At 38.4% G+C, this 15,485-nt stretch carries 11 protein-coding genes; 2 read left to right on the plus strand and 9 right to left on the minus strand.

The features are described 5' to 3' along the window. Nucleotides 1-85: 85 nt before the first annotated feature. Nucleotides 86-4,444 carry a S8 family serine peptidase gene (locus RBU59_RS09215; RefSeq protein ID WP_308147585.1) on the plus strand — a complete coding sequence of 1,453 codons (4,359 nt, stop codon included), beginning with the start codon at nt 86-88 and terminating at the stop codon, nt 4,442-4,444. A gap of 94 nt (nt 4,445-4,538) precedes the next feature. On the opposite strand, the gene RBU59_RS09220 is transcribed toward RBU59_RS09215, so the two are convergent. From RBU59_RS09220 to RBU59_RS09260, 9 genes are all read right to left on the minus strand, one after another. Further along, nucleotides 4,539-5,267, minus strand: coding sequence for an ABC transporter permease (locus tag RBU59_RS09220; RefSeq protein WP_308147586.1), 729 nt, complete (start codon nt 5,265-5,267; stop codon nt 4,539-4,541). Nucleotides 5,268-5,282: 15 nt separating this feature from the next. Beyond that, on the minus strand, nt 5,283-5,876 hold the full coding sequence (locus tag RBU59_RS09225; RefSeq protein WP_308147587.1) for an ABC transporter ATP-binding protein: 594 nt from the start codon (nt 5,874-5,876) through the stop codon (nt 5,283-5,285). A gap of 107 nt (nt 5,877-5,983) precedes the next feature. After that, nucleotides 5,984-6,889: an ABC transporter substrate-binding protein gene (locus RBU59_RS09230; protein WP_308147588.1), complete on the minus strand. Its 906-nt coding sequence runs from the start codon at nt 6,887-6,889 to the stop codon at nt 5,984-5,986. 227 nt (nt 6,890-7,116) lie between these two features. Next, complete coding sequence (locus RBU59_RS09235) at nt 7,117-7,704, minus strand: UbiX family flavin prenyltransferase (protein WP_308147589.1); 588 nt, start codon at nt 7,702-7,704, stop codon at nt 7,117-7,119. A 52-nt stretch (nt 7,705-7,756) separates the two neighbouring features. Further along, entirely contained in the window at nt 7,757-8,629 is an 873-nt protein-coding gene (locus RBU59_RS09240; RefSeq protein WP_308147590.1) for a UbiA-like polyprenyltransferase, read from the minus strand. Next, nucleotides 8,619-10,055 carry a menaquinone biosynthesis decarboxylase gene (locus RBU59_RS09245; RefSeq protein WP_308147591.1) on the minus strand — a complete coding sequence of 479 codons (1,437 nt, stop codon included), beginning with the start codon at nt 10,053-10,055 and terminating at the stop codon, nt 8,619-8,621. Before RBU59_RS09245 ends, RBU59_RS09240 begins: the two co-directional genes overlap by 11 nt. A gap of 473 nt (nt 10,056-10,528) precedes the next feature. Next, entirely contained in the window at nt 10,529-10,690 is a 162-nt protein-coding gene (locus tag RBU59_RS09250) for a hypothetical protein (RefSeq protein WP_308147592.1), read from the minus strand. A gap of 1 nt (nt 10,691) precedes the next feature. Then, nucleotides 10,692-11,042: a nucleotidyltransferase domain-containing protein gene (locus RBU59_RS09255; RefSeq protein ID WP_308147593.1), complete on the minus strand. Its 351-nt coding sequence runs from the start codon at nt 11,040-11,042 to the stop codon at nt 10,692-10,694. A 171-nt stretch (nt 11,043-11,213) separates the two neighbouring features. Beyond that, nucleotides 11,214-14,297: a glycoside hydrolase family 2 TIM barrel-domain containing protein gene (locus RBU59_RS09260; protein ID WP_308147594.1), complete on the minus strand. Its 3,084-nt coding sequence runs from the start codon at nt 14,295-14,297 to the stop codon at nt 11,214-11,216. A 290-nt stretch (nt 14,298-14,587) separates the two neighbouring features. Between RBU59_RS09260 and RBU59_RS09265 the strand changes: the two genes are divergently transcribed. Further along, a complete protein-coding gene (locus RBU59_RS09265) occupies nt 14,588-15,445 on the plus strand; it encodes a helix-turn-helix domain-containing protein (RefSeq protein WP_308147595.1) in 858 nt (285 codons plus the stop codon). Nucleotides 15,446-15,485: the final 40 nt, after the last annotated feature.

Consider the following 15,485-nt stretch of genomic DNA (forward strand, 5'->3'; position numbering starts at 1 on the left):
CATGTCAACAGAATGGTTTCCTTTTCAATTGTAATTTTTTGGTAATTGTGATACTATGAGAAAAATCATAGAGAGAGGGATATAAATGAGAAAGAAACTTACAGCAGCTTTAACGGCCCTGGTATTTGTTTTTACGTCAATAACCACATACCCGGTTACTTATGCCAAAGCCGCAGGAACAACCCAGGAAGTAAAGTCTTTTACAAAAGCCGAAAACTCTAAAGAAATTAAGAAAAATACCATAAACAGAAAAATTTTTGAAAAGAATTATGCACCGGAAGATGAAGTTACCGTAATCGTAGAATTAAAGCAGATGCCTCTTCTGGAACATTTTGAAACTACTCAGTCTGAGAGACAATTTAAAAGCAGCAGACCAGTCAGTTTTGATGAATATGCCGAAACGGAGGAAGCGGAACAAATAACCGGCGGATTATTGAAACAGCAGAAAAATGTTACTGATAAAATTAAGGCTTTAAAATCCGAAAAAAATACTGCAGATGTAATCTATAATTACACCGCAGTTATGAACGGTTTTGCAATTAAGGTAAAGTATAAATCCCTGGAGGATATTAAAAAATTACCTAATGTAAAGTCCGCGTACATAGCAGGAAGTTATGAAAAGATCGAACCGGTAATGGATACCAGTACCGATACTATCGGTGCCGTGTCTACCTGGGATATGGGTCTGACTGGTAAGGGTACCATTGTAGCCGTATTAGACACCGGCCTTGATACCGGCCATAAAGGGTTTCAAAAAGAACCTTCTTCCCCCAAGTTTACGAAACAGGATATCCAGCAAAAAATTGAAGGCAGTGCGGGTTTAAACTCCGGTATCGCTAACGCAGATGATACTTATGTAAGTCCAAAAATACCTTATGCTTTCGATTACGCTGATTGCGATACAGAAGTAACTCCCACAGAGGAGTCAGTAGAACAAAACGGTAATGATCATGGTACCCATGTTGCAGGTATCATAGCCGCACCGGACGGGGATGGGGATGAGGTTACCGGCGTAGCACCGGATGCCCAATTAATGATAATGAAAGTATTCAGTGATGAAATTGGTGAAACTAACGCATATACGGAAGATATTCTGGCCGCCCTGGATGATACGGTAATACTGGGAGCAGACGTAATCAATATGAGTTTAGGTTCGCCAAGCGGATTCACTAAAGAAGGGGATGACTCTGTTAACGATGTGTATAACCGAATCGCAGGAGTCGGTATTAACCTGGCGGTTTCCGCAGGTAATAGCTACAGTTCCTCCTATCACAATGGATTAGAGGGAACTTCTTTATCCGGCAATCCAGATACTTCCGTTGTGGGTTCACCCTCTACCTATAATGCTTCCACTTCCGTAGCCAGTGTGATTAATGCTAATTATCATGCGTCTTACTTTGAACTGGAGGAGGAGAAAATACCCTATACAGAGACAGCGGCAGGCGGACAGCCTTACTTTCGTGACTTAAGTGTTGCGTCCGGCGGTGCAATTGAATTTGTACCGGTACCTAATGCAGGTGAACCGGAGGATTACGATGAAATCAATGTAAATGGCAAAATTGCCTTAGTAAAAAGAGGCGCTATTTCATTTAATGACAAATTATTAAATGCTGTTTCAGGTGGGGCTATTGGTATCGTAGTTTATAACAATCAGCCCGGAACTATCTCCATGGCAATATCAGATTATGTAATCCCAGCTGTTTCCATTACGGAGGAAGACGGAGAAAAGTTACTGGAGGCGGAGGACAAAACCCTTACTATCACCGGTGAAACAGGAACTTTTCCAGATGACCGGGCAAATCGACTTTCGGATTTCTCCTCCTGGGGTGTAACTCCTGATTTAAAACTCAAACCGGAAATTTCCGCACCAGGTGAAAATATCTATTCCACTCTGCCATTTGATAAATATGGCAGTATGAGCGGAACTTCTATGGCAGCTCCCCATATAGCCGGTACCTTTGCACTGATGAAACAATACCTGAATAATTCGCTTAATTTCTCTACAGATTATGAGAAATCGGAACTGGCAAACGATTTGTTAATGAGTTCAGCTGCTCCTGCCGTCAATTCCGACGGGATCTATTATTCCCCTCGTAAACAAGGCAGTGGTATTGTCAATGTATATAATGCAGTAAATACAGCTGCTTATCTTTATGTTCCTGAGGAAGCTGACCAAAGACCCAAATTAAATCTTGGAGATGATGTTTTAAAGACCGGTTTTTTTAGAGAATCCTTTCATATAAAATCTGTTACCGGCTCTGCTATTACTTTCGTCCCTCTGGCAAACACATTAACAGAAACCGGACTTGAAACAGATTTGGGAAATGCTCTTGGTGAAACTCCTCAAGATATCAGCTCAGATACGGAAGTAGAGTTTACCGTCAACGGGGAAGCAACCGATATTATTACAGTAGATCCAGGAGACGATGTGGAGGTATCCGTATCAATACAATTATCCGATGATTTAAAAGAAGAATTAGATTCAAGCTTTGAAAACGGAGAATTTATCGATGGTTTTATCCGCTTAGAATCAAAAGAAACCAATTATGATTTAACTATACCGTTTATGGGATTCTTTGGTGACTGGACGCAGGCGCCGCTGTTTGATTCCGGTTCCGCTAATGACTTGCAAGGCTATCAGCAGAATATTCATGCACTTTATACCGATGACGGAAACAGTTACTTAGGCGTAAATCCATTTGACCAGGATGCATATGCTTTAATCGGGAATTACAATCCATATATTTACCCCGAATATTATGAATTATTCACACCCAGAGCAGATCTGGATAAAATAGCCATCTCCCCCAATTACGATGGTTCCTTCGACAGGTTGGATATAGCGCAAATAAGCTTATTAAGAAATGCCAAAAACCTCAATTGGTCTATAACGGATGAAAACAACCATGTTATAGTTTCAGATTCCTATGCCTATATGCCAAAAACTACCTATGATCCTAATTCAGATTATGTGATACCTACTTATTTTAAGAATATTTACTGGGACGGAACAGATGAAGACGGTAATATATTAGAGAATAATACAGTAGTTAATTTTACAGTAAACGGAGAATTGGATTATTCCAATCACGAACAGAATAATTTACGTGATACCCTGACCTTTCCGATTGCCATAGATACAGAGAATCCAACGCTGGAAGCTGCAGCGAAAGATGAAAATCATATACGGGTTACCGTACAAGATAACCAGTATGTAGCTGTTGTGTATCTCCTTGATAAAACAGATTTGTCTACACCTTTAGCAGAATGCCTCTTAGATGAGGATAATAAAGGTACCGCTTCACAGATAGATTTTGATCTTGAAGAATTAGGTTTAACTGATAAAAATCCTTCGGATCTAGCTGTATTATTATTTGATTATGCGACTAATTTTGATTTGTATGCCCTTGATGATGCGGTAACTCCTACCCCTACCGATACTCCGGCACCGACCGACACTCCTACCAGTACACCAGCTCCTACGGATACTCCAACTCCCACACCTACTACTCCTGTTGTAACACCTACACCTCCGACTACTATAACCCCTACTCCAACGATTCCTGTTATAACGCCAACTGCTACACCGACTCAAAAACCTGGCAAACATAATTCAGGCACTTCCTCAAATACAACAAAAACACCGACAGCAACACCTGCAATTACTGCTACTCCATCGCCTGCTCAAACTCCGGCCCCGGAGGTTACTCTGACTCCGACCCCGGCAGTTAACCTGGTAAAAGTCACTCCGGCTAATGTTACCTTATATACAGGGCAGACCGGAAAAATTTCTGTGAAATTACCAGCCGGTTATGGGAATAAAGCTATTAAATCTTTCAGCTCCGGTATAAAATCCATTGCAACAGTTTCCGGGAATGGAATAATAACTGCCGTAAAAGCTGGGAGTACATCCATCACTACTAAAGTTACCCTAGCCGGAAATACAAAGACATTTATAACAAAAGTTACTGTTAAAAATCCTTATATAAGCTTTGGTAAAAAACCTGCCGTTATTTATACCGGAAATTCCTATAACTTTAATGCTAATGCTTATGGAACAGAGAATAAGATAACTTATAGCTTATCAGATTCTAATCTTGCGGTTATTAATAAAGATACCGGCAAACTTACTGCCAAGGAAACAGGTACCCTATATGTGACTGCCAAAGCAGGTTCACTGGCAAAGAAAATAAAAATAGCTATTAAGAAGCCTTATCTTTCTTTTACCAGAAAGCAGGAGTCTTTAAAAGTAAATCAATCCTTTGATTTTAATGTAAAAGCCTATGGTATAAAAGGAAAAATAACGTATCAGTTATCAGATATAAAGTATGCTGTCATAAATTCTAAGACCGGTGTCCTGAAAGCCAAAAAATCGGGTACGGTCACTGTATTTGCAAAAGCCGGGTCCTTTACTGAAGAATTTAAGGTAACGATAGTAAAATAATCATTATAAAAGAACTGCTCCTCTTATTGTCTGGAATCACAATGCTTTTATCTCAAACATTGTGATTCCAGGCAATAGGGAGCAGTTGATTGTTTTAGCCCTGTTTTGGCATCCAGGGACAGATACACCTTTGAAGCCGGTTGACACCTGATACACTGATAAGCCCTAGAATCCCCAGTGCTAAAATGCCCGCATACATCTGCTTATAATCAAGTCTCATCCACATGTCCATTATGTAAAAGCCGAGTCCCCATCTTGTTCCGAACGTTTCTGCAAAAAATAAAACAGAGATGCCGGTGGCAAGGCCTATCCTGACGGAAGTGAACATTTCCGGAAGAACCGCCGGAAGTATAATATGAAATACAATTGCTTTATGCCCTGCGCGGATCGTCCTAAGAGGTATAAAGTACTCCCCGGGTATATTTTTTACCGCATCATGGGCTGCTACAATAACCTGAAAAAACATAATAATAAAGATAATAAAGATCTTAGATAAGTTTCCTATTCCAAATAAGAGCATAATCATTGGAAGCAAAGCTATTTTAGGAATAGGAGCCAGTAAGTATATAACAGGGGATATATATTCGCTTAAGGTTCTGTGATAACCGATTAAGATACCCACAGGCATACCGATCATAACAGCCAGGATAACACCGGAGGCCAATCTTAAGCTGCTGTAAAACCCATGAATTAAAATAGTACTGCTATTAACAGCAAATGATTTCATTACCTGTAAAAATGTTGGGAATATATAATTATGGGTAAGAACTGCTGTAACCTGCCATAGTATAATCAAAGCCAGGATACCAATCCATTTCTTCAAAGTTTATTCCTCCAATCATTTCTCCAGATTAATAATTCTGCTGCCTAAATACTCTGCTTCATCTATATTATGAGTAACAAATACGGTTGTTATATTATGCTGTTTCTGCAGCTTTAAAAAGAGTTCCTGAATCTCTCTTTTTGTTTTAGCATCTAATGCAGAAAAGGGTTCGTCCATTAAGATAATATCCGGTTCATAGAAAAATGCCTGACCGAGAGCTGTTCTTTGATATTGTCCTCCGCTTAAAGTCAGCGGATATTGCTTATCAAGTCCGGATAAGCCAAGATTTTCTATCAGTTTCTCTGCGCTTGGTTTATCAACCTGTCCAGCCTCCACTTTTTTTAATAGTATAATATTATCATAAACTGTTTTCCAAGGAAGCAGACAATTACTCTGGGAAATAAAAGCGATTCTGCTGTTCTTTGGAATATCAAGTGTTCCGTCATATCCTTTATGGATTCCGGCGATAATCTTTAAGATTGTTGATTTGCCGATTCCGGATGCCCCGGTTAATGAAACAATTTCTCCTTGCTTAATCTTAAAAGATACATCTTTTAAGATTGGCTGCCCTGTTTTATAATAAATGGTTTCTGCTTTGAATTCTATCATTTTTACACCCATTACACAACACATCAGCTGTCAGATGTATTACTGCCTCTGTTATTTAATGTTACTGTTCACTCCCCTGCAAAAAGCAGCAGTTTAGCGAACCGTAACTATTTAATCTCTTTCACCAGGTCCGCATAGGTATATTCCTGTTTTAACATTCCTTTATCAATTAACCATTTCATGGCATTTAACACCTGGTCTTCTGCAGGCAGGGTGGTTTTTTCATATTGCGGCAATTCTACCTTAAGGGCAGTGTCCGGCAGACCAAGTTCTTTTATTACTGCAGGCATAAAATCTTTCGGATCGGTGGAATTAATATATTCAACCGCTTTGTCATAAGCCTCATAGAATTCTTTGATTTCTTTGGTTTTCTTCTCCGCCGCAGTTTTGGTAAATAACATAACACCCGGATTAATGCTGTATTCGTCGGATGTATTTACAATGGTTTCTCCTGCTTTTCCTGCTGCTGTAATATAAGGTTCCGGCATGGCAACTGCATCAATCTGATTATTCTGTAAAAGTTCCAGTCTTGATGGTATTTTGGGCACAGAGGTCTTTTTAAGTAAAGCAGGATCTCCTCCGTCTGCTGTTACCATACTGTCCGTAACATACTCAATCACGGTATTTAAACTAAGGCCGATTTCTCTTCCCTCTAACAATTTTGCACTGGTAATTTCTGAATTTTTCCCTGAAACGATACCGTACCGTCCGTTTGTTTTGGAAGTTGCATAAACCGGGAATTTGCCCTCTTTCGCAAGGCAGACAGCAAGAACATCAGAGATACTGCCGTCCAGATTACCGGAATATAAGGCACTGTCTCTGTCTACAGGACTTTGATAAACTTCTAATTTAACGTTGTCCGGGAAATAACCCTGCTGTTTAGCCACCATAAAAGGGATGGAGTCCAGGTCTGTCATAATTCCTACCGTTAAAGTATTTTTTTCTTTGGAACATGCAGTTAATATAAACATAACTGCTATAAGACATAAAATATTTAATTTTCTTAAATTCATTATAATACCCATTACATAACATATCTTCTTACAGATGTGTTACTGCCATTAATACTATGTGAAACAAGTTTCACAGCATAAATAAAAATTTATATGGCATTCCTTTCTTTTCATTATATTTTTGAGTTAATTGCGAAACTCACATATTGTCTTTATATACCATGCAATTAATACAATTTCAGAGCTGATTCTTGCACATAGGGTCTCTCACGAGACTATTCTTGTAGCTACATTTCTTTTCCGTTATTCCATTTGGTATACAAATCATTTTCTATCCCTGCGGATTTTAAAATCCTGCCTGCAATTCCGTCTATTAAACCATTATAATCCTCTGATTTAGCATAAAACATAGGAACCGGAGGTAATATGATACTTCCGTTTTCACTTAGAGTCAGCAGATTCCTAAGGTGGATGCTGTTAAGAGGTGCTTCCCTTGGCGATATAACCAGTTTTGTTTTCTCTTTCAGACAGACATCTGCCGCACGGCATAGCAAATTTCCCCCGGTACCGGTTGCTATCTTAGCAGCCGTAGCCATAGAACAAGGTACAATCATCATGGCATCCGTAACAAAGGAACCGCTTGCAACACTGGCAAACATATCCTTATTATCATAGGAGTGGATTTCTGCCTTATTCTGGCTTACCGATCTTAAGAATTGGGACCAGGGAATCCCTGTCTCATATTCAAATACTTTCCTCCCCATGTCAGTTGCGATAATATGAAGTTCCGCCTGGGTGTCCGATAAATAACTTAATACTCTTTTAGCAAGAACACTTCCGCTGGCACCGGTAACACCAATAATATATCGTTTCATCAATTTCTCCGTTCTGTTTGTACTTTTTATCTTGTTAAAATGCCGTAAGTCCTCATATTTGAATAAACTTATCAAACCAGAAATCCAGCATGGCAAAAATAAAAAATACAATACTTAAAACCTGATTCATGTGGTAGGAAGCGAAAATCATCTTATCTTTATTCTCCGGAATTACATTATAATGCTCAATGCAAAGTAACAGAATGGAAACTATAATTCCGATAAGGAAAAAGATTCCTCTCGGCATAAGAATGAAAATAGCCAGTAGGCACAGAATGCACATTGTATGGGAGGCCCTGGCTATCCATAAGGCATTTTTAAATCCAAACCTTGCAGGTACAGAGTGAAGTCCTTCTTTTCTGTCAAATTCAATATCCTGCGTTGCATAAAGTATATCAAATCCTGCTACCCAAAAGCAAACAGCAGCTCCAAGGAAAAGAGGCATTAAGGTGATTCCGCCGGTAACTGCAATCCAGGCTCCCACCGGTGCCCCACCGCAGGCTGTTCCCAGAATAAAATGACATAACCAGGTTAATCTTTTGGAATAGGAATAAAAGATAAACAGAGCAATGGCAAAAGGAAGCAGTATCAAACAGGTTAAATTCAACATATACGCTGCAACTGCCATTAATACAAAACATAAAACTGTTATAATAACAGCTTCGTATAATTTGACCTGTCCGGTAGACAAATGCCTGTCCCTGGTACGTTCATTTCTCCCATCAATAAAACGGTCTGCAATACGGTTAAATGCGTTGGCTCCGTTTCTAGCTCCGAATAAGGCTACCAGAATCCAGAAAAACACCCGTAATTCCGGTATTCCGTTTGCCGCCCATAACATGGCAATCAGTCCAAAAGGAAGTGAAAAAATGGTGTGGGAGAACATAACCAGTTCTCCATACTTTTTTAATTTATCAAATACCATATTCCTTCCACCTCTTATCTACTTTTTCCTTTATCTTATCTGTCATAACAATATCATCCGGCCATTCCCTTTCATATCCCTCGGAGGCCCATTTTTTTGTAGCGTCAATTCCCAGACGATTTCCAATCAAATGCAAAGGCGAGGAATGATCTAAAGCATCCAGAGGCCCCTCCGAAATAATAAGGTCCCTTTTCGCATCGATATTATTAAATACTTTCCAGGCTACTTTAGAAATATCATGGGGATCTACTTGCTCATCCACCACAATAATTAACTTGGTATACATCATCTGTCCGCTGCCCCATAAGGTATTTAAAATCTTTTTTGCATGGGCTGGGTACTTCTTATGGATGGATACAATGACACAATTATGAAAAACTCCTTCTAACGGAAAATTAATATCCACGATTTCCGGAGCAATCATTTTCAGCAAGGGCAAAAATAGCCGTTCTGTCGCTTTTCCCATAAAGCAGTCTTCCATAGGAGGTCTTCCTACGATGGTTGCCATAAATACCGGTTTTTCTTTTCTGGTCATCTTTGTAACGTGAAACACCGGATACATGTCCTTCTCCGAATAATAACCCGTATGATCCCCGAAAGGACCTTCCATCCTTAATTCCTCCGTATCCACATACCCTTCTAAAACAAATTCACTGTTTGCGGGAATATAGATATCATTTGTAACGGATTTTACAATAGGTACCGGCATTCTTCTTAAATATCCCGCAAACATAATTTCATCAATCATTTTGGGAAGCGGAGCCGTCGACGCGTAAATAGTAGCCGGGTCGCAGCCGATTACTACGGTTACCGGCATTTTACCGCCTAGTTTTTTATATTTATTATAGATCTCACGTCCGTCTTTATGCAGATGCCAATGCATGCCTGTAGTTTTTTTATCATAAACCTGGAGCCGGTACATTCCAATATTCTGCTGCCCGGTTTCCGGGTCTTTGGTAAAAACTAAAGGCAGTGTAATAAACCGTCCCCCATCATCCGGCCAGCACTTTAAGATAGGGAGCTTACTTAAATCCGGCTCCTCAATAACTTCCTGACAGGGTGCCTTCTTAACCTTAATCGGGAATACGGTTAACAGCCTGGCAAGCCTTGGTATGGATTTCACCTTATCTAACATGGTCTGGTAATTGGAAAAGTCAATCAGATCCTGTATATCATTACCGATATCATCCAGTTTATTTGCACCGATTGCCATACTCATTCGCTTATAAGAACCGAATGTATTAATTAAAAGCGGATAAGGAGAACCTTTTACGTGTTCAAACAGTAATGCAGGTCCCCTTTTTTTTACCACCCTGTCCGCTATTTCCGTGATTTCCAGAATAGGGCTTACTTCTGCTTTAATCCGTTTTAACTGATTTTTCTCATCTAAATATCTCATAAAATGTTGAATATCTTTATATGGCATTGTAATTTCACCTCACATATTTCATTTGTATAACTTGTCCATAGAATACTATAACACATTGTAAAAAAAGAATCATCCTATTGCAATGAATTTTTGTATCATTAATATATTTATTACTGTTCACTCCTCTGCAAAAAGCAGCAGTTCCGCGAACAATAACACGCTTCGCGATGCACACAAAACGCGAGAACAGCGTTTTGGCGCTGCAATTCTCCGGTTTTCTGTGACTTTAGCTTCGCTACACTCACAAAAAACACGTCGCGTTTATTGGCCTATGAACAGTAACTATTTATTACTGTCACTCCCAATGTCACTTAGATGACCAGAATGCCACAGCAAAAAATGTACCCGCTTAATAATGAATAAAAATGCGAATCCGTCACTGTTTATCAGGCATCTAAATTCATTATTCCGAGTACATTTTACTTTCCTGTTAAATATTATTTTTTATATTAGTTTATTCACAGCTTCCACTACTTTATTAACAGTCTCATAACATTTAATATATGCTTAAAAAGTTTTTCGCATATCTGCTGGCAAGCAATACAATGCTGATTATAATAAGGTAAATGTTTAACTGCATTTAGATATTCTATATCATTCATGGCTATGTGATAATAATCATTTTGTATCATATTAACATTTCCTCCATAATATGATTCGATTTTTTAAGATTTCAGCAGCCAGTAGATCCGGATTATCCTTGTACAAACTGCTGCTGTTTATAAATACAATATCACAGTTGTTTTCCTCCGCAATTGAACGCAGCATACCTTTTACCGTTCTGTCTGGTATACTTTCGTCAAATACAAGATAAATATCCGCATCACTGTTACAGGTAAATGTATTACATGCCAAACTCCCAAACAAACCTATTTCGAGCAGATTATTTAGATTAGCTTTTTGTATTTCACTTATTACCACACAGGCATTTGCTAATAATTTATTTTTTAAGTTGTTTCTGGCCTCTGATAAGTTTGCCTGCATACTTTTACACTCCTTATAACCCGACTAATGCATTTAAGTTATATATATGTTTTATTATAGCTATCTTTAATAACAGATTCAAGTACCTGTCTAAAAAATCCGAATGAAACCATTTTGTCTTGGCAACATTCGGATTTAACTTATTACTTTTTACTCATTCTTACCTTTTTATCAGCCCTGAAAAGATAAGCTCCATTTGAAAGCAATCTTTTCTTCATCCAGGCGGTATTTCTTAATTAATTCAGGACCGCAGCTGTTAGAACCGATACCGCTGTTCTTATAATCCAGACATACTACCGTATAATCGGATTTCTGAAGTTCAAAATTATGCATCTTCATCGTTAATTCTTCCTGAGTGTATTCCGATACATTAAAACTGAAATCTTCTTCTCCGGTCACTTCAAAGGAATTATTCCGTTCATCACTTACATTTAGGTAATGGCAGCCATAATGACTGGAATTCTCCTGGGGTTTAATATAATCTTCATACATATCGGATACCCTTTGCTCAAATTTACCCATATAGGTGCATCTGTGCTTATCAACATAACTTTCATAAGGTCCATAACCGAAATATTGAACCTTACCAAAAACTTTCGGCATAAACATACGCAGTCCGAACCTTGGCAGGTAAGGCATTACCGTATTACGGGCTGCATTTACTTTCACGTCGATATTTCCATTCTTCTTAATGCTCCATATTACATCAATATCAATAATATGCTGCATCTGAATAGCCGCAATGGCAAGATTGGAAGTTATCTCTGTCTCTTCACCGGAAGTAATCTTTGTATGATACACTCTTACGATTTTTTTGTCGTAACCGGCTTTTTCCCATTCTGCCCTAATGTTACGGTCATTATCCGTAGGCGCGCGGAAAATATTGAATTCCATAGGTTTCTCAAGATAGGAAACCTGATTATGAACCAGGGAATCAAAGGTTCCGGTCAGCTTATTATATACATAACGGAAATTGGAACCGGTTAAGGTGACAGCCCTTTCATCTTCCTCGATCTGAATATCCCCTCCGGCAATCGTAACGGAATTATCTTTGTCTTTATCGGCTCTGAATCTGCCCTCTTTCATTAAAAGCTGGTCAAACCCTAATATATGTCCTTTGGCTAAGAAAGGTCTGTCTTTCTTTAAAATATAATTCAGATTTAAATAGCAGATACCATCTGATGGAACGGTAAAGTTTAAATTAATTGATTTACCGGATTTGGCCGGTATATCAAGTTCTTCGATCACTCCGCTTTCTACTGTATCCCCATTGCATATCACATCATAAGAAACGATTAAATAATCCTTAAGATTGGTAAAGTCCAGCTTATTCTCTAAATAAATCTCACCGGAAGCTAAATCTTGTATAGCAGCTCTTACCGGACGGATTACATTCTTATATTCCAGTAACCCGGTTCCAACTCTGCGGTCAGGAAATACAAGGCCATCCACACAGAAATTACCGTCATGAGGATATTCACCGAAATCACCGCCATAGTAGAACTTATCTTTGCCCTCTATCGTTTTACCCATATAAACCGCATGATCGCACCATTCCCAGACAAATCCGCCGATGAAACGGTCGTCCTTATATATTTTTTCAAAATAATCTTCGATATCTCCCGGGCCATTTCCCATGGCATGAATAAATTCACATAAAACATAAGGTTTCTTATTATCCTTATTATTCAGATATTCGTCCACCTTTTCTATAGAATCATACATCTTGCTGTATACATCCAGCATGGAGGTATCATTTTTATGACCACCTGTTTCATGAATACTGCTCTCATAATGGGTAAGACGGGTATTGTCATAGGACTTTATCCACCTTGCAGCATCTTCAAAAGCTTTACTGTAACCCGATTCATTGCCTAAAGACCAGAAAATAATACTGCCGCAGTTCTTATTATGTCTTACATTACTTTCCACGCGGTCACAAATAGCCTCATGGTAGATATCCATCTGTACAAGATCTCCAAAAGTAGACTGATGGCCAGCATGGTAAAATGCATCAGATCCGTGGGATTCAATATCGGATTCGGAAATTACATAAAATCCGATTTCATCACACATCTGTAAAAACCAGGGTGAGTTAGGATAGTGGCTGGTACGGATTCCGTTAACATTATGCTGTTTCATTAATTCGAAATCTTTTAATGCCTGTTTTTGGTTAATGGCAGCGCCGGTATAAGGATCACTGTCATGACGGTTAACCCCTTTTATCTTAATAGCGACTTTATTTATATAGATAACCTGATCTATAATTTCTACTCTTCGTAATGCTACTCTCTGTACAATGATTTCATCCTCTGTTTTTAATAAAAGAGTATAGAGTACCGGATTTTCTGCATTCCAAAGCTTTGGATGATCAATTTCAAATTCAATATGACCGTCTGAGACCTGCTTGGTTTCCAGGATATTACCTTTCGCCTGACCCAATAATTTTTTACCGTCTTCACTGAAGCTTCCGGTTTTATCATCTGCTTCCAAAAGGAGACAGGTAGTCGGTACCAGATTTTTAAAATACTCGATATCTACCAGGATTTTAGCCTGTTTACAGTCAGAAGAAACCTCCGACTTTGCAAAGAAATCCCGGATATGTTCTTTAGAACGGGTTACGATATATACATCCCGGAAAATACCGGAGAAGCGGAATTTATCCTGGTCTTCCAGATAACTTCCGTCGCACCACTTTAAAACCAGTACCGCCAGGGTGTTCTCCCCTGCCATTAGGAAATCCGTAATATCAAATTCGCTGGTAGAGTGGGAAACCTGACTGTAACCAACAAATCTGCCGTTTACCCAGACATAAAAGCAGGAATCCACTCCCTCAAAATTTAGGAAGTTTTTCTTATCTACCTGTTCTTTTGTCATCTGAAACTTCTTTATATAAGCACCGCATGGATTCTCATCGGGCATATAGGGCGGATCGTAAGGAAATGGATAATTAACGTTAGTATAATGGTTCCTTTCATATCCAAGGATTTGCAAACAGCTGGGTACCGGAATGGTATCAAAATTCTTAGCTTCAAACTCAGTCCTAATAAATGCTTCATCAACCTCAAAGCGGTTATTATAATAATGAAATTTCCAGTCTCCGCTTAACATGGTAACTTTCTTTGAATCTTCTCTTGCTGTTTCTAAAATTTCAAAAGCTGACTTGTCTGCTTCAAAGGGAATATAATAAGCCCTGTATGGCATAGTTCCCAGATGAAGTGTTTTTGGGTCTTCAAAATACTTCGGTAAATTCATAAGCGTCTCCTTTTTTAAAACAATACATTATATGTTTCGGTCACTTGTTTAGCACGTTTAACCTATGTAAATTATAATATATTTCCTTAAAAACGCATATAAAGGATATTATCTAAAACATGCACAAAATGATACAAACCGCTTTACATTTTTATAGATTTCATTCATACTGATAAATGCAGAGAGATAGAACTTTCTAATATCTATCAATTATCTTTTATTTGTTTTATTGTTAATTTACAGGGGATTTATTAACTCTGATAAGAAAAGGCAGAAATAAAGGAGCCAATATGTTAAACATATCCGGATATTTAAATGAATATGATGAAGAAATAGTAGATACACAAAATAATATTTCCGTAAACAGCTGCGGACATTATAAATTAATCAGCTTAAATAAATTTGAAACCCAGCGTCCCCTCGGCAGACAGGATTATCAACTGCTTTATGTTGCACATGGTTTTGCCAATTTTTTAATTCGCCGGGAAATGGTTCGTGTTCCGGCAGAATCCTTTGTATTATATTATCCCGGCGAAGGGCAGCATTATAATTACTGTCTGGAGGACCGCACAGATTTGTACTGGGTACATTTTTCAGGTGTGCAAATAACGGAATTACTTAAAAAGTACAATTTGTATCCCCATCATCTTTTTCATGTCAATACCGGAGAAGAATGTAAGAGAATTTTTGATAAGATAATTCTTGAACTACAGTTGAAACGAACAAATTTCTTTTCATTGATTAATGTTTATTTTGAAGAATTGGTATTGCTGCTATCCAGGCAAATAACAGAGGGGACCAAAGAAAGCGGTAAAAGCAGTGAATTAATTGAGCAGGCTATTGAATATTTTCATAAGGAATACAGGAATGAATTATCTATAGAAAAATATGCCCGAAGCTGCAATATAAGCTGCTGCTGGTTTATCCGCAGTTTTAAGAAACACACAGGGACAACTCCCGGACAGTACCTTTTAGATATCCGTATCAATAAAGCAAAAGAATTATTAAAAAACGGTACGTTTAATATCAGTGAAACCGCGGAATTCGTGGGCTTTGACAATCCCCTTTATTTCAGCCGGATCTTTAAAAAAAACGTAGGGATATCCCCCAGCGAGTACTTAAAAAAGCAGCAGCCTTATCTGGAGTAATCCCCACGTACTGTTACATATTTCAGTCAAAGATTAAATG

This window comes from Anaerocolumna sp. MB42-C2 (genome assembly GCF_030913705.1).
Lineage (GTDB): Bacteria > Bacillota > Clostridia > Lachnospirales > Lachnospiraceae > Anaerocolumna.